The organism is Dehalococcoidia bacterium (genome assembly GCA_025054935.1).
Taxonomy (GTDB): domain Bacteria; phylum Chloroflexota; class Dehalococcoidia; order SpSt-223; family SpSt-223; genus JANWZD01.
The window spans coordinates 90,106-114,743 of sequence record JANWZD010000004.1 but is presented as its reverse complement, the minus strand read 5'-3'; the positions used below and the strand labels follow the sequence as shown (position 1 = coordinate 114,743).

General features: G+C 66.3%; 18 protein-coding genes and 2 tRNA genes. 9 read left to right on the top strand and 11 right to left on the bottom strand.

Annotated features, from left to right (window positions below; all coding sequences use genetic code 11):
* Nucleotides 1-4 precede the first annotated feature (4 nt).
* The 4 genes from trpE to NZ773_06790 form a co-directional block, all read right to left on the bottom strand.
* Nucleotides 5-1,438, bottom strand: coding sequence for an anthranilate synthase component I (trpE, locus tag NZ773_06805; GenBank protein ID MCS6801633.1), 1,434 nt, complete (start codon nt 1,436-1,438; stop codon nt 5-7).
* Entirely contained in the window at nt 1,438-2,433 is a 996-nt protein-coding gene (gene trpS, locus NZ773_06800) for a tryptophan--tRNA ligase (GenBank protein MCS6801632.1), read from the bottom strand. Before trpS ends, trpE begins: the two co-directional genes overlap by 1 nt.
* On the bottom strand, nt 2,430-3,791 hold the full coding sequence (locus NZ773_06795) for a TrpB-like pyridoxal phosphate-dependent enzyme (GenBank protein ID MCS6801631.1): 1,362 nt from the start codon (nt 3,789-3,791) through the stop codon (nt 2,430-2,432). Before NZ773_06795 ends, trpS begins: the two co-directional genes overlap by 4 nt.
* A 438-nt stretch (nt 3,792-4,229) precedes the next feature.
* Entirely contained in the window at nt 4,230-6,050 is a 1,821-nt protein-coding gene (locus NZ773_06790) for a hypothetical protein (protein ID MCS6801630.1), read from the bottom strand.
* Nucleotides 6,051-6,317: 267 nt separating this feature from the next.
* Here NZ773_06790 and NZ773_06785 point away from each other — a divergent pair, with 267 nt between their 5' ends.
* From NZ773_06785 to NZ773_06770, 4 genes are all read left to right on the top strand, one after another.
* Nucleotides 6,318-6,665, top strand: a complete 348-nt coding sequence (locus NZ773_06785; protein ID MCS6801629.1) for a twin-arginine translocase TatA/TatE family subunit — start codon at nt 6,318-6,320, stop codon at nt 6,663-6,665.
* A gap of 193 nt (nt 6,666-6,858) precedes the next feature.
* Nucleotides 6,859-8,703 carry a DUF2079 domain-containing protein gene (locus NZ773_06780; GenBank protein ID MCS6801628.1) on the top strand — a complete coding sequence of 615 codons (1,845 nt, stop codon included), beginning with the start codon at nt 6,859-6,861 and terminating at the stop codon, nt 8,701-8,703.
* 89 nt (nt 8,704-8,792) lie between these two features.
* Nucleotides 8,793-10,109 (top strand): site-2 protease family protein, encoded by a 1,317-nt coding sequence (locus tag NZ773_06775; protein ID MCS6801627.1) that lies wholly within the window; start codon nt 8,793-8,795, stop codon nt 10,107-10,109.
* The gene (locus tag NZ773_06770; protein MCS6801626.1) at nt 10,109-11,017 is read left to right on the top strand and encodes a sugar phosphate isomerase/epimerase; all 909 of its coding nucleotides are present in this window, start codon (nt 10,109-10,111) and stop codon (nt 11,015-11,017) included. Before NZ773_06775 ends, NZ773_06770 begins: the two co-directional genes overlap by 1 nt.
* Here the strand turns inward: NZ773_06770 and NZ773_06765 are convergent.
* Nucleotides 11,014-12,564, bottom strand: a complete 1,551-nt coding sequence (locus NZ773_06765) for an acyl-CoA carboxylase subunit beta (GenBank protein ID MCS6801625.1) — start codon at nt 12,562-12,564, stop codon at nt 11,014-11,016. The genes NZ773_06770 and NZ773_06765 overlap by 4 nt on opposite strands.
* Nucleotides 12,565-12,753: 189 nt before the next feature.
* On the opposite strand from NZ773_06765, the gene NZ773_06760 reads away from it, so the two are divergent.
* Entirely contained in the window at nt 12,754-13,077 is a 324-nt protein-coding gene (locus tag NZ773_06760) for an REDY-like protein HapK (GenBank protein ID MCS6801624.1), read from the top strand.
* The gene (locus NZ773_06755; protein MCS6801623.1) at nt 13,074-13,907 is read left to right on the top strand and encodes an SDR family oxidoreductase; all 834 of its coding nucleotides are present in this window, start codon (nt 13,074-13,076) and stop codon (nt 13,905-13,907) included. Before NZ773_06760 ends, NZ773_06755 begins: the two co-directional genes overlap by 4 nt.
* Nucleotides 13,908-14,036: 129 nt before the next feature.
* Here the strand turns inward: NZ773_06755 and NZ773_06750 are convergent.
* From NZ773_06750 to NZ773_06740, 3 genes are all read right to left on the bottom strand, one after another.
* Nucleotides 14,037-14,110 (bottom strand) — tRNA-Arg (locus NZ773_06750).
* Between the two features lie 6 nt (nt 14,111-14,116).
* Nucleotides 14,117-14,189: transfer RNA gene (locus NZ773_06745), tRNA-His, on the bottom strand.
* 93 nt (nt 14,190-14,282) lie between these two features.
* Entirely contained in the window at nt 14,283-15,134 is an 852-nt protein-coding gene (locus NZ773_06740) for an alpha/beta hydrolase (GenBank protein ID MCS6801622.1), read from the bottom strand.
* A 68-nt stretch (nt 15,135-15,202) separates the two neighbouring features.
* Between NZ773_06740 and NZ773_06735 the strand changes: the two genes are divergently transcribed.
* Nucleotides 15,203-16,060: an aspartate/glutamate racemase family protein gene (locus tag NZ773_06735; protein MCS6801621.1), complete on the top strand. Its 858-nt coding sequence runs from the start codon at nt 15,203-15,205 to the stop codon at nt 16,058-16,060.
* A 169-nt stretch (nt 16,061-16,229) separates the two neighbouring features.
* Here the strand turns inward: NZ773_06735 and NZ773_06730 are convergent, their stop codons facing one another.
* On the bottom strand, nt 16,230-19,598 hold the full coding sequence (locus tag NZ773_06730; protein MCS6801620.1) for a CPBP family intramembrane metalloprotease: 3,369 nt from the start codon (nt 19,596-19,598) through the stop codon (nt 16,230-16,232).
* A 469-nt stretch (nt 19,599-20,067) separates the two neighbouring features.
* Between NZ773_06730 and NZ773_06725 the strand changes: the two genes are divergently transcribed.
* Nucleotides 20,068-21,399 carry a citrate synthase gene (locus NZ773_06725; GenBank protein ID MCS6801619.1) on the top strand — a complete coding sequence of 444 codons (1,332 nt, stop codon included), beginning with the start codon at nt 20,068-20,070 and terminating at the stop codon, nt 21,397-21,399.
* A gap of 221 nt (nt 21,400-21,620) precedes the next feature.
* On the top strand, nt 21,621-22,124 hold the full coding sequence (locus tag NZ773_06720) for an Hsp20/alpha crystallin family protein (protein ID MCS6801618.1): 504 nt from the start codon (nt 21,621-21,623) through the stop codon (nt 22,122-22,124).
* A 6-nt stretch (nt 22,125-22,130) separates the two neighbouring features.
* On the opposite strand, the gene NZ773_06715 is transcribed toward NZ773_06720, so the two are convergent.
* Both NZ773_06715 and NZ773_06710 read right to left on the bottom strand, forming a co-directional pair.
* A complete protein-coding gene (locus tag NZ773_06715; protein MCS6801617.1) occupies nt 22,131-22,868 on the bottom strand; it encodes a glycosyltransferase in 738 nt (245 codons plus the stop codon).
* A gap of 150 nt (nt 22,869-23,018) precedes the next feature.
* Nucleotides 23,019-24,236, bottom strand: a complete 1,218-nt coding sequence (locus NZ773_06710) for an LCP family protein (protein MCS6801616.1) — start codon at nt 24,234-24,236, stop codon at nt 23,019-23,021.
* Nucleotides 24,237-24,638 lie beyond the last annotated feature (402 nt).

Sequence of the window (24,638 nt, the reverse complement as noted above, 5' to 3'; positions counted from 1 at the left end):
CCCCTCATAGCCCGCTCTCCGGGTCTTCGGCTACTTCGATCGCGCGCAGCACCGCCGTCGCCTTGTTGATGCTTTCCTGGTATTCCAGTTCCGGAACACTGTCGGCGACGATGCCGCCGCCGGCTTGAACCGTCGCCACGCCGTCCTTCATCACCATCGTTCGGATGGTGATAGCCGTGTCGAGGTTGCCGCCGAAGCTGATGTAGCCGACCGCGCCGGCATACGGGCCGCGGCGGTCTGGCTCCAGCTCGGCAATGATCTCCATCGCCCGGATCTTCGGCGCGCCTGAGACTGTGCCCGCCGGAAAGCAGGCGCGCAGTGCATCGAAGGCGGTCAGCCCAGGACGCAGCCGCCCCGCAACGTGGGAAACGAGGTGCATGACGTGCGAGTAGCGCTCAACATCCATCAGTTGGGTAACCCGCACGCTGCCCGGCAGGGCAACCCGCCCGATATCGTTCCGGCCGAGATCGAGCAGCATGATGTGTTCAGCGCGCTCCTTCTCGTCGGCGCGCAGCTCGGCCTCGAGCGCCGCGTCTTCCTCCTCGGTCCGGCCGCGCGGCCGGGTGCCCGCGATCGGATGGGTCTCGACGATGCCATCTTCGACGCGCACCAGCATCTCCGGCGAGGCGCCGACGATGTCGCACTCAGCGAGATGGAGGAAATACATATACGGCGAGGGATTGATCGCGCGCAGCGCCCGGTAGACCGAAAAGGGATGCGCCGCCGTCCGCCGCGACAGGCGCTGCGCGAGCACCACCTGGATAATGTCGCCGGCAGCGATATACTCCTTGCCCCGCTCGACCATCGCGAGGTAGCGGTCGGGCGAGAGGTTGGAGCAGACTTCCTCGCGCCTTGGCAGATGTCCGCCGCTCTGACGGCGCGGCAGCTCCCCATTCAGCCGTTCGACTAGGGCCTCGATCCGGTCGACCGCTTCAGCATAGGCGCGGTCAAGGTTGCCGTTGACCCGAGCGTGGGAGAGCACCTTGATCCGGTGCCGAAGATGGTCAAAAACGAGGAGGGTGTCGGTGAACATGAACACCGCTTCCGGCACGCCGAGCGGGTCGGCAGCCGGGGTGGGCAGCCGTTCGAAATGGCGGACTGCATCGTAGGAGAGGTAGCCGACCGCGCCGCCATGAAAGCGCGGCAATCCCGGCACCGGCACGGGATGAACGCGCGCCAGCTCCTCCTCGATGGCGAGCAGCGGGTCGGTTCGGCCATCGGCTCGCACTACGAGGTACGGCTCCGCGCCGATGAAGCTGTAGCGCGCCAACCGCTCTCCTCCCTCGACCGACTCGAGGAGAAAGGCGTAGTCGCCACGCGCGATCTTGAGATAGGCTGAGACTGGCGTCTCAAGATCCGCGACGATCTCGCGATAGACCGGCACGCGATTGCCGCGCGCGGCGAGATCACGAAATTGCGCGAGGCTCGGAACGTACATCACACGCCCACGTACGGCAGGCCCATCGCCTCCTTCGCTCGCCGCAAGGTCTCTTGCGCCTCGGCGCGCGCCCGCGCCGTCCCAGCGAGGATGATCTCATCGACAAGCCCCGGCTTCGCCTCGAACTGCGCCCGCCGCTCACGGATCGGGGCGAGAAAGCGGTTGAGCGCTGCCGCCAGCTTCTGCTTCACCTCGACATCGCCCACCCGGCCTGTCCGGTAGCGCTCCTCGAGATCGCGCACCTCCTCGACGTTGTCGTTGAAAACGTTGTGATAGATGAAGACCGGGTTGCCTTCGACCGTGCCGGGGTCGGTCGCCCGCAGCCGCTTCGGATCGGTGTACATGCCGCGCACTTTCTGTTCGACGACGTCGGGCGGGTCAGAGAGGAAAATCGCGTTGTTGAGCGATTTGCTCATCTTCGCTTGGCCGTCGGTTCCGACGAGGGTCGGTACGCGCCCCGTGAGCGCCTGCGCTTCCGGAAAGACCGGCCCGTAAAGCCGATTGAAGCGGCGCGCGATCTCGCGCAGGAGCTCGATGTGCGACTCTTGGTCCTTTCCCACCGGCACAAGCTCGGCCCGCACCATCAGCACGTCGGCCGCCTGCAGGATCGGATAGGAGAGCAGCCCAACCGACGGCTCTTCGATATGCAAGTCGCGCATCACATCCTTGAGCGTGGGGATCCGCTGCGCTCGCGGCACCGTTACGAGGCAGGAGAAGATCCAGAACAGCTCCGTCACCTCAGGAATAAGCGACTGAAGGTAGATCGTCGACTTCGCGGGGTCGATGCCGACCGCCAGCCAGTCGAGAACGAGGTCGCGCACGTTCTCGGCAATGTTCGCGGTCCGGTCTACCGCCGTCGTCAAGGTGTGGAGGTCGGCGATCAGGAAGAAGCATTCGTACTCGTCTTGGAGCTTGACGCGGTTCTCCCACGAGCCGACATAGTGGCCAAGATGGCCTTTGCCGGTCGGGCGATCGCCTGTGAGAATGCGCTTCATGCCGGCACCTTGGGGAGGGTCGCCAACGCTGCGGCGACGCGCTCCGGCGGATAGTCGAAATCTTCGAGCTTGCCTGCCAGATAGGCATCGTAGGCGGCGAGGTCGAAGTGGCCGTGGCCGCTCAGGTTGAACAGGATCGTGCGCCGCTCGCCCGCCTCCTTGGCCGCCAGCGCCTCATCGATCGCGGCGCGGATGGCGTGAGACGACTCGGGAGCGGGCACGATGCCTTCTGTCCGGGCAAACTGGACGGCCGCCTCGAAGCAGGTCCTCTGCGGATAGGCCCGCGCCTCGATGAGGCCGTGCTCATAGAGGAGCGAAACGAGCGGCGCCATCCCGTGGTAGCGCAGCCCGCCGGCGTGGATCGGGTCGGGGATAAACTGATGGCCGAGCGTGTGCATCTTGATGAGGGGGGTCATGCCGACCGTATCGCCGAAGTCGTAGGTGTACCTGCCGCGAGTGAGCGACGGCGCGGCGGCAGGCTCGACGGCAACGATGCGGGTCGGCTTGCCGGCGGTCAGTTTCTCGCGCACAAAGGGGAACGCCAGTCCGGCGAAGTTGCTGCCGCCCCCAACGCAGCCGATCACGACATCGGGATAGGCGTCGGCGAGCGCCAGCTGCTTGAGGGCTTCCTCGCCGATGATCGTCTGATGCATTAGGACATGGTTGAGGACGCTCCCAAGCGAGTACTTCGTATCCTCACGGCTGGCGGCATCTTCGACCGCTTCGGAGATCGCGATGCCGAGGCTGCCGGGGGAGTCGGGGTCCTTGGCGAGGACCGCCCGACCGGCGTTCGTCTCGGTACTGGGGCTGGGCGTGACCGAGCCGCCCCACACTTCCATCAGCGAGCGGCGGTACGGCTTCTGGTAGTAGCTCGCCTTCACCATGTAGACCTTCGCCTCAAGCCCAAAGAGGCTGCAGGCGAACGCGAGCGCGCTGCCCCACTGGCCGGCGCCAGTCTCGGTGGCGATGCGCTTCACCCCTTCTTGCTTGTTGTAATAGACCTGCGCGACGGCCGTGTTCGGCTTATGGGAACCGGTCGGGGAGACCCCCTCGTACTTGTAGAAAATCTTCGCCGGCGTCCCGAGCGCGCGCTCGAGAGCATGGGCGCGATAGAGCGGGGTCGGCCGCCAGAGGCGGTAGACAGCGAGCACCTCGTCGGGGATGGGGATAAAGCGCTCGGTGCTCACCTCTTGGAGGATGAGCGCCATCGGGAAGAGCGGAGCGAGGTCGGCCGGGCCAATCGGCTGGCCCGTCCCGGGATGCAGCACCGGAGGCGGGGGCACCGGCAGGTCAGCCACAATGTTGTACCACTGCCGCGGCATCTCGGATTCGCTGAGGAGATATTTCGTCTGTTCCACGCACCGGCTCCTTTCCGCGGTTTTGGGGTTAATGCGCAAACGCCTCGCGTCCGTGAGGGACGAGAGGCGTTTCCCGTGGTGCCACCCTGCTTCAGCCCGCTGCTGGCGGACCCTCGTTCGGAGCACGGCCCGAAAGGCGATGCCCGGTGCCTGCTAACGGAGGCCAGCCGGCGGCGCCTACTGCCCGTTCGGGGTTCGGACCGCGACTCCCGAGTCCATTCCTCTCCTGCGCCAGCGCCGCCTCACACCTGCCGCGGCTCTCTGAGCTTCGCTGGGAGCGTACTCGTCTCGTTCGACGTCGTTCCAGTATGGACCTGAGCGCACTAGCCGGCAGCATTCTTCCTGCCGGCCAGAGTGCCGCATGCCGATTATAGCGCACCTGTTCGGAAGGTCAGACAGTTCCCTTGCCGGCGGAGCGCTGCGGCGGGCTGAGCAGGCCTATTTCGGCATGTTGGCGAGCGCCGTGTAGGCCGGCCGCGGCCGCCCATCGGGATAGAGGACGGAGAAGGCGCGCTTGCCGTAGCGGTCGTCCGGCTCGGCGCCAGCTGCGAAGTTCAAGTTCCAGACGAACATCGGCCCCATGTAGCCCTTCTCTCTCCCGATCTGGAACGCGCGGACGAGATAGGCAGCCTGCTGCTCCTCCGAGTTATCGCGCGCGTAGGAGTACTCGGGATACGGGTTCGGCGAGCTTGCCCAGCCGAACTCGGTCGCCCACAACTGCTTGTTGGCGTCGCCATACTGGACCATGACTTCGCGGAACTGCTCGATCCGGCGGAAGTAGACCGACCCATGGCCCTTGAACGTGGTGGTCGGGACCGTCTTGCGGTCGATCCAGTCGTCGGGCGGATTGTTGTAGCCGCTGGGATGGATCCCTATCGCGTCGGAGATGTCTCGCAGCCCGTGGTCGTACATCTGTTGGAGATAGACGAGGTCGTCGATCGCGATGTCGCCGTCGTTCACCCCGGTTGGGGTGGGCGCACCCGAGACGACCACCATCTCAGGATTGGCGCGCTTGATGGCAGTGTACGATGCCCGCAGCAGGTCGATGTACTGCTTCGCAGACAGTTTGCGCCCGCGCCCGCCCCACTCGTACCAGAGATTCTGCTCGTTCCAGATCTCTATCGCGTGCACCCTCCCCCTGTAGCGGGCAGCGAGAGCGGCGACGAAATCGGCAAAATCTTGGGGGTTGGCGGGCGGACCGGGCACGCTGAAGTCGGTGTCGGGCGGCCGCGCCCAGCGAGGCGCGGTGACAACGCTGAGCAGGATCCGCAATCCCGCCGCGCCATTGACCCAGCGGTCGATCTCACCCCAATTCACTTGGCCTTTCGTCGGCTCGAGGTTCTCCCAGCGCACTTGGAACTTCACCCAGTTGAAGCCCGCCTTTCGGGTCATCTCAATGCCGTAGGCCAAGTTGCCTTGGTCAATTTGAAAGCCGTAGCCGAAGGGATAGGTTGGCGTGCTGCCGCGAGGCGGAGCAGCGGCGGCAGGCTGCGCCTGCGTTGCGCCCGGGGTTCCCGGCGGGTCTGTCGGAACGAGCGCCTCCGGCGGGAAGATCCCCGCTTCCTTGGCGAGGTCGCCGCCATTGGCGACCAGCACTTGGCCGCGACGCGCCCACGGAACATCCTCTTTATAGTGCTGCATCACGGCCCGCTGAAAGCGGACGACAAAGTGGTTCCCCCGGTCGACAACGCGAGAGGTCGGCAGGCCATAGAGCGAGATCGGGTCAGGCACGGAGAAATAGCGCTGCTTGATCGCGGGGTTTTCATCCAGCAGGGCTTGGCGCCGGCGGATGATCTCTTGGAAGTTGGCCGCTCCCTCATCAAAGCTGGTCGGCAAGCGATTTGGGGTCGAGCGGACAACGTCGAGCCAGCCATCCTTGCCCGCGTCGCCGATCGCGTCGATCACGTTAGCGAAGACGACCGTATTGCCGAGGTCCGGCCGCCACTGAAAGACCGCCTTCTGAAAGACTTGGGTGATGAACCCTTGGTAGTTAAACCGCTGGCTGACCGGGTAGCCGATGGCATCGACCCCGCCGACAAAGCGGAAAGCGTTGTAGAACGGCACCCCGTCCGCATTGGTGACGGCATAGCCTTTCGGGCTCGTGCCGAGGGGCGAGCCGTTGGCTTGGGTATAGAACCACCCGCCGGGGATCTCGTAGTCGAGCCGAGCCTGCGCCGTCGCTGGCTGAGGACGGGCAAGCGGAACGACTAGCGCGGCCAGCACGGCCAACGAGAGGGCAATTCGCCAAGCGCGTGACATCTCCACCCCCAGAAATGGGCGCTCTAGCCGCCGACCTCTCCGCCCAAGGAGCGGCCGGGCAGCCGAGCCGTGAGTATAGGGCGAAGCAAACAAGCCGGCAACAGCCTCCCTGCTTCCTCCGGCACGGCCGCGCTTGCGGGAAGAGGCCGCTCTTTGCCGGGTGCGGCGCCGCGCTGGGCCCGCTGCTGACAAAGCGCCGGGGAGAACCCCTGTCAGCCGCTAGAATCCCCCGACGGACGAGTAGCCAAGCGAGAGCAGGGCAGCATCATGGGGATCGGGGTCGGCGAGCTTCTCATCATCTTGCTGGTCGTGCTGATCATTTTCGGCGCCGGCCGGCTGAGCGAGCTGGGAACCGCGCTCCCCAAGGCGGTCAAGAACTTCCAAGCCGGCGCCCGGGGCGAACTTGTCGAAGAGCCGAGCGATGCCGCCGAACCGCCGACGCCGACAACGCCGAGGGCCCCGCGCCGGCGGCTGCGGCCCCTCGGCATGGTCACCCTCGGGCTCGGGCTGCTGCTCTTCTACGCCGATGCCCAATGGCTTCAGGTCGGGTTGCCGCTTCAGGTCGCGGCTGGCGCGCTCGGCGTGGTCGGGATAGTGCTCTTTCTCTTCTTCTAGCGGGTGTTCGAGCGAGCGTGGCTGTGGTTTTGCCGCTGCACCGGCTGCCGGATCTGCTGCCCCTGCGCAGTGAGGCAGCGCTTTCGCTGCTGGAGAACAGCCGATCGAGCCGCTGATCGTCGCGCTTGCCCCCTTCGGGCCGATTGCGCTCGCGGCACTGGTTGGCGCAGGCGTCGGCGCGATCGGCGCGCCGTTGCTCCGCCGGGTCCCGCCTATCGCGGCGCCTCTCCTTTCGCTGGCGGCAGCGCTTGCGTTTCTCGCGGTCTTTACGACGCTGTCGATCCAGCGCCACAACGCCCTGCGCAGCAACGCCTATGACCTCGCGATCTTCGACCAAGCGATCTACAACACCGCGGTTGGCCGGCCTTACGCCGTCAGCATCAAGATCGACGACCTCGCGAACCCCATCCTCCTCGGCGACCACTTTTCGCCGGCGATCGCGCTCCTAGCGCCGCTCACGTGGGTGTGGAACGACGTCCGGGCGATCCTTGTCGCGCAGAGCCTCCTCCTTGCCGCCGGCGCCCTCCCGGTCTACCGCGTAGCGCGCTGGCTGACGCAGTCGCCCCTCCTCCCCCCCGCGCTCGTCGTCGGATACTTTCTCACTCCAACCCTGCAGCACACCGTCCTCTACGACTTTCATGAAGTCGCGCTCGCGGTGCCGGCCCTCGCCTTCGCCGCCGAAGCACTCGTCCGCCGCCGCCGCCGCGCGCTCGTTCTCTGGCTGAGCGGCGCGCTCCTCTGCAAGGAGGAGATCGCCTTCGTCGCCGCCGGCTTCGGCGCAACGCTGCTGCTGAGCGGCCTCCTCAGCTTCCGCCATCCTCGCGCGGCGAGGCAGGACATCGCGCTCGGAGCCGCGATCGTCACCGCCGCCATTGCCTGGGCCATCCTCACGATCGGGCTGCTCATCCCGTGGTTCGAGGGGAGCGGCGCTTACACCTACGTCAGCCGCTACGAAACGCTCGGCCGCTCGCCGGACGAGATTGTCCGCACCGCGCTCACGCGTCCCGACCTCGTGCTCGCTCTCGTGCTCCAGCCGGTGAAGCTGGAGTTTGTGCTCAGCTTCTTCGCTCCCTTTGCCTTCCTTCCTGTTCTTGCGCCCACCCTCCTCGTCCTCACGCTGCCGACGTTCGGCTATCTGCTGCTCAGCTCTTATGCTGCCCAATACAGCCTCGGCCGCCAGTATGGCGTCGTGATCATTCCGCTGGTTGCGGTAGCGGCAGCGGTTGGCACAGCGCGGCTTGCGCAGCAGCGAGAGCGCCGTCCTATCGTGACCTCAGCCATTGCGCTGGGAGTGGGAGCGGCGGCGGTTGCCACCTACCTCGAATTTGGGCCCGGCCCCGGCGGCGGCTGGTTTGACCCCGAGCGCTATGTCGTTGCGCCGCGCGTCGCCGTTGCTGCCCAGTTGTTCGCCCGCATTCCTCCCGAGGCGAGTGTCTCTGCCCAAGAAAATCTCGCGCCGCACCTGAGCCGGCGCGAGCATCTGTACCTCTTTCCGGCTCTCCATGGGGCAGAGTTCATCATCCTTGATAACGAAGGGGGAACCTTCCCGGTCGACCGGGCAACATGGGACCGCGAGGTGGCGGAGCTCCTGCGGAACCCGCTCTACCGCCTTGTGGCGAACGAGGAGGGATTTGCGCTGTTCCAGCGGCAGGAGCAGCTGCCCGGCATCGTGACCGACGTGCGCTTCGGGCAGGTGCTGCGGCTTGCTGCCGTCGACCTCCAGCCCGGGTCGCTCGGTCTCGTTTGGGAGGTGATGGCCCGCTGGGAACCCGGCTGGCGGGTGGACGGCTACCGGCAAGAAGTGCGGCTGCGCCGCCCGGACGGAACGGTCGCCGCAGAGCGTATCCGCCCGCCGCGCGCCGGCAGCGGCTTTTTCGAGACCGGGCGCGGCATCATCGGGGAGCGGATCTGGGAGCGGTTTGATCTGCCCGCCTCGCTCGCGCCGGGGGTCTACACGCTCGAGGTGACAGTGCGGGGCGAGCCGGACGGCCCGGCACTTCCCCGCGCCGGCGCGCTGCCGGAACTAAGGATTCCCTAAGAGAACAGCTCACTTCGGCGCGCTCTGCTCAGCTGAGCGGGCAACGTGACGTACAATTGCTCGCAGAGCGCCCCGTCCGGAGGTCCCGAGTGGAAATCGTGCTGAATCTCGCGACATTCGCGGTCGTTTTGGTCGTGCTGGTCGTTGTCCATGAGCTCGGCCATTTTCTGACCGCCAAGCGCGCCGGCGTGCGGGTGCTCGAATTCGCGGTCGGCTACCCGCCGCGGCTGTTTGCCATTCGCCGCGGCGAGACGGAGTATTCGCTCAACCTCCTCCCCCTCGGCGGCTTTGTGCGGATGGTCGGCGAAGAGGACCCCAGTGACCCGCGCAGCCTCGCGGCGCAGAGCATTCCCTGGCGCTTGGCGATCCTGTCGGGCGGCGTCGTCATGAATGTGCTGCTCGCCTTTGTGCTGTTCACGGTGAGCGCGATGCTGCCGCGAACCGAGACGGTCGGCAACGTCGTCATTCTCGGCGTGCGTCCTGGGTCGCCCGCCGAGATCGGCGGCCTGCGCCCTGATGATGTGATCGTGAGCGTTAATGGGCGCCCGATCCGGGGGCTTGGCGAACTGCGCTACAACGTTACCCTCAATCTCGGCCAGCCGATGGATGTCATCGTTCGGCGCGACGGCCGCGAGGTCCTTGCTCGCGTCACGCCGCGCATTGCGCCGCCCCCCGGCGAGGGAGCAACGGGCATCCTAATCGGCCTTGAGAACCCGATCTGGCGCTACCGCGTCGAGCGTGGGCTGACAACCGCCCAGCTGGCCGAGCGTGTCGGCGTTCCGGTCGACGTCGTGCAGGTGTGGGAACTGGCCGGCGCGGAGAACATCGGCCGCACAGCGTGGGAGCGCGAGCAGGCCGCTCAGCGCGGGATGACCGGGGGGCAGCTGCGCGAGGAGTACCTTGCTGCCGTGGCGAATGCGCTCGGCGTGAGCACCACCCAACTGACCGAGAGTTATCTCCGCCAGCAGACCCGGGCGCTTTCGCCGCTCGAGGCGGTCCCGGCGGGGATCCAGCGCGGATGGGAGATGCTGGTGCTGTTCAAGAACGACATCACCAGCATGATCGCGCAGCGCTCTGCCCCGCAGGTTGCCGGCCCCGTCGGCATCTATGAGATCACCGGCCAAGTCGCCCAGCAGGCGACGCGCACCGGCCCCGCCGTCCTGCTCGACTTGATGGCGCTGCTCAGCCTCAATCTCGCAATCATCAATGCGCTGCCGATCCCGATGCTCGACGGCGGGCGGATCATGTTCGTGCTTCTCGAAGCGGTGCGCGGCGGCAAGCGGATCTCCCCCGATAAGGAGCGGTTTGCCCATCTGATCGGCGCAGTGTTCCTGTTTACCCTCATCATCGCCATCACCTTCAACGACGTCGTCCGCTTGGTGAGCGGCGAGAGCCTCTTGCGCTAGTGACCTGCCTTGCGCTTTCGAGCATGTGGGCGGTTGGGCGCTTTGCGACTGCTGCCGCGTTTCGGCGCGCCGCCGCAGAGCTGGGGTTCGACGCTGTTGAATTCAACTATGAGGCGCCCCCCAGCTGGATCGCAGAGCCGGGAGACGGCCCGCCTCTGCGCAGCGTCCACAACCCCTGCCCGGCGCGCCAGACGGACGATGGACGCTGGAGCTATGAGCTGTCGCTTGGAGCGACAGACGAGGAGGAGCGCCGCGCCGCGGTCCGGCTGACGAAAGCGACGATCGACTTCGCTGCTCGCCTCGGCGCGGAAGCGGTTGTCGTCCACGTCGCAACGATCCCAGTCGACAGCACGAAGCAGGCGCGGCTCCGCGAACTGGTTGCGGCGGGCGAGCGGGGCAGCGATGAGTTTTGGACGCTACGCGATGCCCTCGCGGCGGAGCGCGCCGCAAATGCCGGCCCCTACCTCGAGCAGTCGCTCCGCAGCATCCGCGAAATCGCTCCTTATGCTGCGGCGCGGGGCGTCTCGATCGGGCTCGAGACCCGCTACAACGTCTTTGAGATCCCGAACCTCGAGGAGATGCTGCTGCTCCTCGAGGCAGGGCAGGAGGGGCCGGTCGGTTACTGGCACGACGTCGGCCACGCTGCCGGGCAGGAACTGCTGGGGTTTGGCACGCAGCGCGCTTGGCTCGAAACGCTTGGCCCGCGGATCATCGGCGTGCACCTGCACGAACTGCGCGGCACCCGCGATCATTTCGCCATCGGCACCGGCGAGATGGAGTGGTCGCTGGTTGCCGCCCACCTGCCCCCTCACGCGCTGCGCGTCTGCGAGTTCGACCGGCGCAACCCGCCGGAGGACGTGGCGCGGGCAAGAAGCGTCCTGACGCGCTTCGGCGTCCTCGCGCACTAGAGCGGGATATTGCCGTGCTTCTTCGGCGGGTTTGTCACCCGCTTGTTTTCGAGCATCTCGAGACCGGCGATCAGCCGCGGACGGGTCTGGCGCGGTTCGATAACGTCGTCGAGAAATCCCCGGCTGGCAGCGACATAGGGGTTGGCAAACTTTTCGACATACTCCGCGATCAGCGCTTCGCGCTCGGCGGCAGGATCTTCGGCACGTTCGATCCGAGCGCGGAAGATGATGTTGACGGCCCCCTCCGGCCCCATGACCGCAATCTCCGCGGTCGGCCACGCAAGATTGAGGTCGGCGCGGACATGCTTCGAGCCCATCACGTCATATGCGCCGCCGTAGGCTTTGCGGGTGATGACCGTCAGCTTCGGTACCGTCGCTTCGCAGTAGGCGTAGAGCAATTTTGCGCCGTTGCGGATGATGCCGCCATGCTCCTGAGCGACGCCAGGCAGGAAGCCGGGAACATCGACAAAAGTCACGATCGGGATGTTGAAGGCATCGCAGAAGCGGACGAAGCGGGCACCCTTGATCGAGGAGTTGATGTCGAGCACCCCTGCGAGCACAGAAGGCTGCTGAGCGACAATCCCAACCGGGCGGCCATCAAGGCGGGCAAAGCCGATGATGATGTTCTGGGCCCAGCCTTCCATCACTTCGAAGAAGTCACCGTGATCGACAACACGCCGGATCACCTCGTGCATGTCGTAGGACTTCTTCGGGTCTTCCGGCACGATGTAATCAAGCTCGGGGTCCATCCGGTCGGGAGGATCGTCTTGCGGCCCGCGCGGCGGATCTTCGGCATTGTTCAACGGAAGAAACGAGAGCAGCCGCCGGATCCCCTCCAGACACTCTGCCTCGCTTGCCGCCGCAAAATGCGCAACGCCTGAGATCGTGCTGTGAGTGATAGCGCCGCCGAGCTCCTCGAACGTCACCTCCTCATGTGTCACGGTCTTCACCACATCCGGCCCCGTGACGAACATGTAGGACGTATCTTGGACCATGAAGATGAAATCCGTGATCGCCGGGGAGTAGACGGCGCCGCCGGCGCAGGGCCCGAGGATCGCCGAGATCTGCGGAATGACGCCGGAGGCAAGGACATTGCGCGTGAAAATCTCGGCGTAGCCTGCAAGCGAGGCCACTCCCTCTTGGATGCGTGCCCCGCCCGAGTCGTTCAGGCCGATAATCGGCACGCCGTTCTGGAGCGCGAGGTCCATAATCTTGCAGATTTTCTCGGCATAGGTTTCGGAGAGCGAGCCGCCGAAGACCGTGAAATCTTGGGAGAAGACAAAGACCGGCCGGCCATCGATCTTGCCCCAGCCCGTCACCACGCCGTCGCCGAGATATTTCTGGTCCGCCAGCCCAAACTCGGTCGCGCGATGAGTGACGAACATGTCGAATTCGACGAACGTTCCCTCGTCGAGGAGCAAGTCGATACGCTCGCGCGCTGTCAGCTTGCCTCGGGCGTGCTGCGCCTCGATCCGCTTCTGCCCGCCGCCGAGCTTCGCCTGTTCGCGCAGCTGCCGCAGTTGGGCTAACCGTGCTTCGATGGACATACCAGCTTCACCGCGTGTGGGGAGGAAGAAAGTTGCGCCGGCGCAGTATAGCACGCGCTCCGTCCGGAGAGGGCAGGAAGCGGGGCGCGGCAGGAGCAGGCGAGAGCAAGGAGGCTGCGTTTTTGCTGCTCGCGCACGGAGTGGCAGCGCTCTGCTAGGCTGATCGCATCGACCACAAGGAGGACTGCCTTGGCCACGCTCATCGTGTTGTTCAATCTGAAGGCTGACGCTGCGCGGGAAGCATATGAGCGTTGGGCAGTCGAGCGAGATGTGCCCACGGTCTCTGCGCTCACCTCCGTCGACTCGTTTCGGGTTCTGCGAGCGACGGGGCTGCTCGGCGGCGGCAATCCCCCCTATCACTATATTGAGGTTATCGAAGTGAACGATCTCGCTCGCTTCGGCAGCGAGATCGGAACGGAGGCCATCCAAGAGATCGCCGCCGAGTTCCGGCAGTTTGCGGAAGACCCCATCTTCATCCTGACCGAGCAGCTTGCGTTGGGAGAGTCACGATGAGCGGACTAGAAGGGAAAGTCGCAATCGTCACCGGTGCCGGACGGCATCGCGGCTTGGGGAAGGCGATCGCGCTCCGCCTTGCGCGCGACGGAGCAGACATCGTGATCGCCGACCTCGGGCGCGCGAGCGGCCGCCACTTCCCAGCCGGGCTCGTCGCCGAAACAGAGGAGATGCAGGAGGTCGTTGCCGACCTGCAGGCGACGGGGCGGCGGGCGATGGCGATCGCGTGCGATGTCCGCGAGGAAGCGCAGGTCGCAGACCTCATCGCCCGCACGGTCGAAGCGTTCGGCCGGCTGGATATCCTCGTCAACAACGCCGGTATCGGCTACCTGATGTCCCTCGTGACCGAAACCGATATCGCCGACTGGAACACTGTCCTCGCCGTCAATCTGACGGGCACTTTTCTCGGGATCAAGCATGCCGCCCGCCAGATGATCGCCCAAGGCCGCGGGGGCCGCATTGTGAACATCGCGTCCCAAGCGGGGAAGTCCGGCTTTCCCTACGCCGCCGCCTACACCGCGAGCAAGCACGGGGTCATCGGCCTGACCCGAAGCGCCGCCATCGAGCTCGGCCCCTATGGGATCACCGTCAACGCCGTCTGCCCAAACCATGTCACGACCGATCTCGGCGCGTGGCAGAACGAATTCTTCAGCAAGGCGACCGGCCGCACGCTCGAGGAGTATCTTGCCGCCATGCGCCAGCGCATTCCGCTCGGTCGGCCCGGCCGGCAGGAAGACACCGCCAACGCCGTCGCGTTCTTATGCTCGGAAGATGCTGAATACATCACCGGCGAAGCGCTGAATGTCTCGGGCGGGGAGGAGATGCACTAGCTGTCCCGGGCCTGATGCCGGGAACGGAGCGACCGCAGCTCCGAAGCCGAACGCGCCGCCCGGGTCGAGAAGCGGTCGCAACGCAGTTCTGGGCAGCAGGCGGAGGGGCACGCGTTCCGCAAGGATGGGCACCCCCGGCAGGATTCGAACCCGCGACCTTCTGATCCGAAGTCAGACGCTCTGATCCACTGAGCTACAGGGGCAGAAGGGGTGGACGGAGGGATTCGAACCCTCGATCTCCAGAGCCACAATCTGGCGCCTTGACCGCTCGGCTACGCCCACCGCACGGCTTTTGAGTTTAGCACAGCGGCCGCGAAGCGAGCTACGGAGGCACGAGCTGCTCGAGCGGGAAGCGCCTCCCTGAGCGCGCGGACGCTATCCCATGCCGATCGGGTCTTCGTCGCCGCTGGGCGCGTCTTCTGCCCTTCCCGCCCCGCGCCCAGCCGGCAGCTCCTCCGCACTCAAGGGATGCCGCGCCAAAAATTGGCGGATTGCCAACTGGACAAGCGCAGGGTTGGCAAGGTTAACCGCGTGGCCGCTGTTGGGGACGATGCACAGTTCGGCGTGCGGAAGGGCGGCACGCATGCGGATCGGCAGGTCGGCGGCATAGAACGGGTCGCGGTCGCCGAAGAGAAGCAGGGTCGGCGCGGCGATCTCCTGCAGCTCCGCCGGCGTGAGCGCCAGTTCGCCGGAGAGCGAAAGCTGCCGCCACTGCGCCAGCAGCCGCTGCGCCGCTCCCTTTCCCTGCGCCGGCTCGTGCCACTCCGTGAGCCGCTGCAGCAGCGACGAGGGGGGAGAGGCGCTGATGCGGGCGATCTGATGGCGAGTGGCCTCGTCGAAGCAGGGCCCGCCGCCCATCAGCACCAGCGAGCGCACAAGGTCCGGGCGGAGGCGCGCAAGGACAAGCAGCTCCATCGCTCCGAGCGAAAAGCCGACAAAGTGCGCCCGCCGCACGCCGAGCGCCTCGACCAGCGCGATGGTATCGAGCGCTAGGACGTGAAACGAAAACGGCTCAGGCGGCCCGAGAGTGCGGCCATGGCCGCGGGCATCAGGAACGATCACGCGGTAGCGATCGCTAAGCGCGGCGATCTCCCCCCGAAAGCCGTTCTCCCCGGTCGTCAGCATCCCGTGAAGCAGCACAACGGGCTCGCCAGCAGGCTGGCCCGTGTCGACAACAAAGACAGTGAGGCCGCGCGCGGGCAGTTCAAGATACACAGCGAGGGACATGGTATCGGGCGGAAGAGCAGTCTGTCATCCGCGGCTGCCGTGCTACACTCGCCCCAAGGAGGCGGCACGTGCGCATTTGGTACCAGTATCCCGGTCCCGTCAGCCCGTTTCGCGAGGGGGTAGTCTTCGGCAGCGTGATGGCCATTCTCGATCGCGTCCGACGGCCAGACACGGATGTGACGATCGTCCCCACCGCGCGGGGGATCACAAATTGGAGCGACTGGTGGACCGACTATGTCCGCACCATCTCCGACCGCGAGATCGTGGAGACGGTCGCCGGTGCCGGCGAGGCGGGCTACGACGGCGTGATCATCGGGATGAGCAGCGACCCGGGCCTCCACGAGGCGAAGGAGATCCTCGACATTCCCGTTGTCGGCCTGATGGAAGCTGCGACGCATTTCGCCACGATCTGGGGAGAGCGTTTCGGCATCGTGACGAACGCTTTCGACGAGGGGGTCCCGCTTGCGAAGCGCTACCGTCACCGCCGTCATTTGCTCGCCCGCTATGGCGTGCTCGACCGCTGCGTCGGCATGCTGCCGATCGATATGCCGCAACAGCGCTATCTCGCCGACCTCGCCGAGCGCCGGCACGATGAGATCCTCACCCGCTTTGAGCAGCGTTCGCGCCAGCTGATCGATCAGGGCGCCGAGGTGATCATCGCCGGCGACACCGTGCTCTCCATGGCAGTCTCCGGCGCGAACCTATTCGAGATCCCCGGCACCGGCGCGCCCGTGGTCGACCTCATGGCGAGCGCAATCAAGCTGATCGAAGCGCTCGTCGATCTCCACCGCGCGTTCGGGATCGTTCGCAGCCGTGCGGGAGCATACGCCGGACCCAGCAAAGAAACGCTCGCCCGCGTTCGCGAGATGTTCGGTCTGCGCCAAGCCGATCGGGCGCAGGCGGAAGGTTCGGCTGGAGCTGCTTGACCCCGCTTCCGCAAGCATGATAGAGTGGCAGCGAAAGAAAGGAGGTGGTGCCGATGCGAGATGACCAGCGTCCGAGTCCGGTGGGATCGAGCGAGCACCTTCCGAAGGAGTGTGCCAGCAGCTGAGCCCACTGGGCTCGGAGCCATGGGCCGGCAGTGCCGGCCTTTTTTTATTGCGCGGTCCCGGACGCCGGCGGCGCCACCCGCCGAGCGCGGAAGCGCCGCCTGAGCAGTCCCGCGGCCAGCAGGGGGATGAGGGCGAGGAGGACAACCCCGTTGCTGAGATACCAGCCGGCAGCGCTGTAGCGCAGGAGGCCGACGCCCTCGCTCACCAGAGCGGCGCCTCCCAGCGCGATCATCGGCGCCCAAAGGGATGGTCCGGCAACGCGGCCGAAGAGCAGGAAGAGCAGGGCGCCCCCCGCACCCAGCACTCCGCCGACCGCCGCTTCCGGGCCTACCCGGTCCGCGGCGCCGACAAGCCCGCCGAGCGCCGCCGCAGCCGCCAGTTGGCCTCGAGCCGGCAGGCGACCGACGATCAGCAGCACGACCGCCGCGACCGTTCCTCCGACGACCGCGCGCTGAACGGCAAGACTCGCCGCGAGCGCAGCGGGAAGCGCTCCATCGAACGGGGGCAGCCCTGCCGGGGCGCGGAGGGTCGCCGGCGCCAGCCACGCGTGGAGCGCCCAGCCGGCGGCCGCAGCAGCAACGACCCCGAGCGCGCCGAGCAGGCCGAGCGCCACCTCGCGCCCGGTCGGGGGGGCAACCTGCTGGCCTTGCTGACGCAGCAGCACCGGCACGAGCATGCCCAAGGCGACTACCGCCCCGAGGACCAGGAGGCTCTCCCGAACCTGGCTGCTGAGGCGCCAGAGCGCAAAGCCAGGCAGATCGAGCGTTGAACTATAAGAGGCCAGCGCTCGCGGGAGATCGGCGATCAGAGAGACGAGCAGCGCCAGCCCCACGAAAGCGGCCAGCTTCCCTCCAAGCATGACATCGGTCTCACTGCGCCGAAGCGACCGGACAAAGAAGACCACCACCACCACCCCGACGCCGAGCAGCGCGAGGTCGCGCGCGGTCCGCACGGCGCCCTCGACCCCGGTGTCGCGCCGCAAGGCGCGCACAAACTCTTCCGGCAGCTTGAGAAACGGCTGATAGAGCCCAAGCTCATTCCCATAGAGGACGATCTGGACGCGCAGGGTCGCCGCTGCCTCGGCGGGACCGGCCGACCAATCGGCGCGCTCCCAGACAAAAACACTGTCGACGCGCTGGTCGCGCCGCGTCTGCGAGGCCGAGACTAAGGACCACGCGCTCCGGCCGGTCAGCTCTTGCAGCCATCGTTCGGCGACCGCGCGCGCGTCCGCCAGGGTCGGCGCCGCGCCCGGCGCCGTCTCTTCCACCTGACGGGCCACTCCCGCGAGCGTGCCCGAGGGCCCGATCTGGACGGCCGCCTCCTCCTTTTGCAGGGGACGCACAAAGCGGACATTCCAGACCGCCGGCGGCAGCGTCGTTTCATAGAAGCGCGCGGTCTCGGCCGGTCCGAGGGTCCGCAGCAGGAACGTCGCCTCGGCCCCCCCTGACCGGTCGACCACCTCCGCTACCACCAGGGGGAAATCGACCGGCGCGCCGATCTGGCGAAGCGCCTGCGCAGCGGCGAGAACTGCTTCTTCGCGGGTCGTCGCCATCCGCAGCGCATCGTGAGGACGCGGCGGCGCAAAAACAGCGACGGCCCCGAGCGCCGCGACCGCCACAACAAGGGTCCACGCCGGCCACGGCCGCAGGGATGGCACGGAGCGAGAGGGAGCGGTCGGCGGCGAGACTGGCGCGAGCGTCGGCTGCGGAGGCAGGTCTGGCAGCGCCGAGCCCCTCAAGAGCGCGAGGGCTGCTGGCACGAGCGAAAGCAGCGGCAAGGCGATGACCACTATCGCCCCCGCCTGCAGGGCAGGATTGCCGGAAAGCAGGAACAGCACCCCCACGACGCTCGTATTGCCGACGTAATGGGTCGTCAGGGTGGCGACGAGCCCCCACCGCAGCAGCACCACGCCGGCAAGCACCCCGATGACAGCGACTTCGACCGCGCGGACATAGAACGGCAGCTGGGGATAGGTCGAATGCAGACTGCCCCAGACAAGCGCGGCGACAACAATCACGATCCCAACGAGGAGCGCCTGGGCGCGCCGGCGGGGGGAGCGGCCAGTGCCGCGCTTCCAGAGCCACGCGAGCGCAAGTGTCCCCGCCGGGATCGCGAAGAGCCGGAAAACCGTCTCCTCGGCGATCGCCGCCGCCGCGCCGACAACGAGGGGAAAGGCGGGAGGGAAAGCACCGCTCATGACATCGCGATACGGCAGCTCAACCGGCGACCAGACCCCAAAGAACGCCGAGCCGAGCCAGTAGTACACGGTGAAGTAGCCGAGCCACGCGCCGGCCGCGAGATAGCCGAAGAGAACGGCGGTGACAAAACGGCGCGTCCGCCAGCCGGCCGGGGTCAGGTCCGCGAGAGGGTGCGGCAGCTGAGGAAACGCGCGCGGCCAGAGCGCCAACCCCGCGGCCGCGGCCATCCCCACCACAGCGAGAGAGGGAACTAGCTGGCCGAGCTGATCGCGAAGCTGGGCGAGCACGTAGGCCCCGACCGTCATCGTCGTCGGCGCGCTCGCTACCCAGAGCGGCAGCTGGTTGAAGAGCGCCGCCAGCCCGACAATGAGGAAGCCCCCCATCAGCGCGAGAGGAACGCCCCGGCGCGTCCGCCCCGCCCGCCACTCTGCGAGGAAGACTGTCGCCGCCGCCAGCCCGATCGCGTAGGTCAGGGTCCAGCCAATATTGGCGAGCACTACCCCGCGGTTCGTCTCGATCCGAAGAGCGCGCACCCAGCTCTCGGGGGTTCGAACGAAGTCGAACCAGCCGCCGACGGTGTCGCCCTGAACGAGAACTGTCTGCCGGAGCCGGGCGTCGCCCACCTGCCAATCGTCGCGCTCCCACGTGAACCGATAATCCACCCGGTTGGGGCGGGTTTCGCGCGCAGCGCCAACGAGCGACCAGCCGGCAAGAGTTCGCCCCGCGCTCTGAAGCGCCGTCTCGGCGAGGGTGCGCGCCGCCTCTTCATCGAGCGAGGGAGCGGCAGCCGCTTCGGGCAGCACGCGCGCCCACCCCACAACGGCGCCGTCGGGCCGGACCGAGACGAGATATTCGAGAGGATCGAGTTCGCGGAAGAACCGCACCCGCCAGCGCCAGATAGTCGCCTCGGCCGCCGCGATGCGATCGAGCGCGCGTTGCCCCGCTACTCGCTCGAGATAGCCTTGGGCGTCGCGGTCGGTTTCGAACGAAACGGATGCTCGGAAGTCGCGCAGGTCGACTCCTCGGGCTTCGAGAAAGGCGCGCGCGGTCGCCTCCGCGCCGGGCTGAAGGACCCGAAACTCGATCGCCGCGATCGGCACCCCGCGGTCGCGGAAGAGGAGGACAATGCCAACCCCGGCGATGCCGAGCACTGCCATCACCAGCAGCCAGCGGTCGACGAAGAAGGGCAGGCGGCGAGCAGAGCGCAGGTTCACGGGCGATCAAGCAAAAGTATAGGGAGCGCGCGGGGCGCGCCCGCCGCCGCACGGCCGTGTCGTTCCCTCCCGCCCCGCCAACGGCTGCCGGCGCACTCGGGCGCTTGCGGGGCAGCGGTCATCTGGGTCCTCGGCGTCTCCTGCGCCGGGCGTTTTGCCCCTCTCTGCGGGGCGCTCTCCTCGCGGCGCGGTCCTGCGCCCATGCTCAAGACGCCGCTTCCGGCGCTGAGGGCGCCCCGCGACCGAAGATGATCCGAACCCAATGACCGGCACCTCCCGCAAGCCAAGACGGCAGCGAGGAGAGGAGGTCCCCGCCGGCAGCGCGCCCCCGTGCGCAGCCGCCCGTCCCACCGGAGGCGAGAGCGCGAAAAAGACGATCGCGATCCAGGGGGCAGAATTCGTATAGTACCTCTGTACGGCCCGCGCTCGGCGCACGGTCGCGTGGAGAACAGACAACGACGAGGTTGGAATGCCTTTGGAATCCGCACAGGCGCTCGGCACAACCAGCGGCGACCGCCGCAATACCCTGACGATCATCGACAACCGGACCGGGAAGAGCTATGAAATCCCGGTCACGGACGGAGCGATCCGCGCGATCGATCTCCGCCAAATCAAGGTCGACGAGGACGACTTCGGGCTCCTCTCGTACGACCCTGCCTATTTGAACACGGCATCCTGCCGGAGCGCGATCACGTATATCGATGGCGACAAAGGCATTCTGATCCATCGGGGCTATACCATCGAGGATCTCTGCGAGCACTCGACGTTCCTCGAAGTCGCCTATCTCCTTATCCACGGCCATCTGCCCACCAAGGCGCAGTATGACCAGTGGGTGCATGAAATCACCTACCACACCTTCGTCCATGAAAACATCAAGAAGTTCATGGAGGGCTTCCGCTACGACGCGCATCCCATGGGCATGCTGATGGCGAGCGTCGCCGCCCTCTCAACGTTTTACCCGGAGTCCAAGCGCATCGACGACCCCCGCCAGAACCACATCTCGGCGGTGCGGCTGATCGCCAAGATGCCGACCCTCGCCGCGTTCGCGTACCGCCACAGTGTCGGGCTGCCCTATGTCTACCCGAACAACGCCTTGAGTTACCCCGCGAACTTCCTCTCGATGATGTTCAAGGTCGGCGATGCGCCCTACGAGCCGGACCCGCGGCTGGTCCGCGCTTTCGATGTCCTGCTCATCCTGCACGCCGACCACGAGCAGAACGCGTCGACGAGCGCTGTCCGCTCTGTCGGCTCGACCCATGTCGATCCCTTCTCCGCCGTCGCCGCGGGCATCGGCGCGCTCTACGGGCCGCTCCATGGCGGCGCGAATGAGCAGGTGCTGCAGATGCTCAACCGGATCGGCACGGTGGAGAACATCCCCGCGTTCCTCCAGCGCGTCAAGGAGCGGCGCGAGCTGCTGATGGGGTTCGGTCACCGCGTCTACAAGAACTACGACCCGCGCGCGCGCATCATCCGGCGGTATGTCGATGACGTGCTCGCCGTGACTGGCATGAACCCCAAGCTCGAGATTGCGGTCGAACTCGAGCGGCAAGCTCTTGCTGACGAATATTTCGTCTCGCGCAAGCTCTTCCCGAATGTCGATTTCTATTCGGGCATCATCTATGAAGCGCTCGGCATTCCGACAGATATGATGACGGTGATCTTCGCTATCGCGCGCACTGCCGGCTGGATCGCGCAGTGGCTGGAGATGATCCACGATCCCGAGCAGAAGATCTCGCGGCCCCGCCAAATCTACACCGGCCCCCTCAACTTGACCTACGTCCCAATCGACCAGCGCGGCTAACGTTGCCGCCGCGCTCGGGCGATCCTGAGGGCCTTCCTCGAGAAGAGACGTTCCGCGGGCGATGCCCGGCGAGAGAGCCGCCGCTTCCGGGCCCCCGAAGCGGACATGGTCCTCTCGCAGGGAAAATCAGTCCATTCGGCCGTTGCGCCAACGGGACTGATCGATCTAGGGTTGAGGTTGCTCACCAGTGTCGTGAGACATCGAGCTGAAGGAGGAGCCGAATGACGTCCCAACCCTCAGTCCCGGACAAACCTGCGCAGCCTCCGGCCGTTACACGCTCGCGGCGGTGGGACCCGTTCGCGCTGTTCGATGAAATGCGCGAGGAGATGGCGCGCCTGTTCGATTTCGGGTGGCCGCTCGCGCGGCCGGCGAGCCGCACTCTCGCTCCTGGCTTCACGTGGGCACCGCGGATGGATGTCTTCGAGAAAGGGAACCACCTCATCGTCAAGGCAGAGCTGCCGGGGGTGTCCAAGGACGACATCCGGGTCACCGTTCAGGAGGGCGACCTCGTTATTGAAGGGGAGCGCAAGAGCGAGAGCGAGGTGAAAGAAGAAGACTACTACCGCCTCGAGCGGTCGTACGGCAGCTTCTATCGCCGCTTGGCGCTTCCGACCGGCGTGAACCCCGACGCCATCACCGCCGAGTATAAGGACGGGGTCCTCGAGATCCGCATCCCGAAAGCCGAAACGCCCGAGCCGGCGGCGAAGCGGATCCCGATCTCCTGAGGAGCCTTAGGAGCGCTCGGCCTGCGGCCGGCGGACGCGAAAGCGGTTCAACTCCGGCCGGTCGTAGAAGCCGAGCGCAATCCGCGCGATCACCGGCTGATCTTTGCGCAGCCGCCGCAACAGCTTCGGCAGCGACTCGCGATGCGAGTGATACACCGCCATCGCCGGCTGGTAGGTAATCGCGTAGCCGAGGCGGTGTACCGTTCGCGCCCAAGCGAGGTCTTCCGCGCCAGGAAGCCGCTCATCAAACGGCACGTTGAGCCAGACCGAACGCCGAACCGCGCCATTCCGGTTCGAGAACCCCATTCCGGACGTAAGGCGGTTCGGCTTGGTGCTCAGTGTGCCGCTGATCCACGCCCCAAACCAGTCAGCGAAACTCGCATCCGCCCGGGGGAGCTCGCGGCCGTAGACGCCAGCGACCAGCGGGTCCGTAAACCCGGCGATGGCTGCGCTCAGCCAGTTGTCGTCAACAGGGGTAGAGTGGGCGCTCAGCGAGATCAGATATTCGCCGCGCGCCTCGCGCATCCCCACGTTCAGCGCGTAGCCGTAGGTAAACTCCTCGGGCTTGATCTCGATAATCTTGACCCCGAACCGTCGCGCGATAGCGAGGGTCTCATCCGTTGACCCGGAGTCAACGACGATCACCTCATAGTCGCGTTCGCGCTGGTTGGCAATCGCTTCGAGGGTCTCGCCGATGAAGCGGGCTTCGTTCTTCGCGCGGATGATGATGGACGCCTTGGGCATGGGGCGCTCACTTTCTCGGGCGACAATGCCCGTGAATCGGACGACGCTGGGCTGGCGCCCCGCCTCTCGCAGCACGCACTGGGACGCCATGCGCCCCGGCTGACGCCATGCCCAGAAAAAATATAGCACAGGGGAAAGAATTTGCCGGGGCTACGAAGCGGGGTCTTTGGCATCCCGGCCTAGAATGACGCGGATATCGACGCCGCTCGGCAGGGCGGCCGTTTCCCGGATCCGGTCGGTCGGAACGCCGATCAGCGTAGCGACGACCTCTGCCGTGCGCCGTTTTCCGTTGGAGACGTAAATCGCCGTTTCGGCCCGCGCTTCGTTCGCGGTGTCAAACCGGCTCACCGTCAGCCCCCGTTCGGTCAGCATTGCCGCCGTGCGCGTTGCGAGGCCGACAATTGGCGTGCCGTTGAGCACCTCGATCGAGGCGGGCTCCAGCGCCGCAGCAGGCTCCCCGAGGACCTCCCGCACCACTTTGGCCAACGCCCGCTTGTCCACTTCGAGAATATCTGCTCCTCCCCGGGTGACGGGCGTCGCCGGGACAGTGCGGACGGTGATCCGCTGGGCATCAACCTCTCGCGCTACTCGAGCCAGGCCGAGGATCTCCACTGTTGACATATCAGTGTGAACGACGTCCCGGAAATCGGCGAGAAGACGCGGCAGTGTTGGGAGCAGGTCGAGCTGGAGGAGGCGCTGACGAGCAGCGAGCAGAAGCTCCTGCTGGCGCGCCGCCCGAGCGATGTCGGAGTCTTGGTGACGCGAACGCGCGTACATGAGCGCGCGCTCGCCGTCCATCCGCTGCAGCCCGGGCGCGAAGTAGATGCGCTGGGTGCGATAGTCTTCTGTCGGAAACTGATTGTCCTTCAACGGAGCGCGGACATCGACGACGAGACCGCCGAGGCGGTCCACGGCACGGACAAACCCTTGAAAGTCGACCCACACCGCGTAGTGCACCTTTGTGTCGATCAAACGCTCAACGGTGCGTTTGGCAAGCTCTGGCCCGCCGCCGGGGGTCTGCGCCGTCTTCGCATAGACGAAGACGGTGTTGATCCGATCTTGGACGCTCCGCTTCTCAGAAATCGGGATCGTCACCCATAAGTCGCGCGGCAGCGAAAGCATGCCGATCGTTTTCATCTTTGTATCGATCGAGACGAGGATCATGCTGTCCGAACGAACATAGTCAGCGTTCTCCTCCTCGCGGCGGTCCACCCCGATCAAGAGGAGGTTGACCCGCTCTGCGCCCGTCCAAAGCGGCAGCTCGTCGCCGAGGGCAGCGCGGATGCCAGCAGCGCGGAGGAGCCCGCTTACTGCGCTCCCTGCGCCTTGAACAAGCATAAGCCCAAGCGCCACAGCACCAATCGCCACGAACCCCACCGCTACCCCGCGTGCGAACGACCGCCAAACGGCGTGACGCCTCGCTCGCTGCCCAACCGTCCGGTGAGAATAACCAGCCCGTCGCTTCACAAGCGCTCCATGCTGAGTGGCCCCTGGGGCCGGATGCAGGCGCGTCAAACTGGATGCAAGAAGCGTGTTCGCTCTCAGCGGCGCAGTATATCAGCAGCCAAGCAGGCGAGCAATCGCCTCAGCGCTCTCCTAGGAGGCGCGCAAAGCGCTGCTGGCCGGGCGTGACGACGCGGATGACCTACTGACGATGGAAGCGCCGTTTGTGGTAGGAGGAGACAGCGGCCATCGGTATAATTCTGCGGGTTCCACCCAATTTGGCCGACTGCATCCCTGCTGCGGCAACAGCGGGGAAGAGGCAGGTCG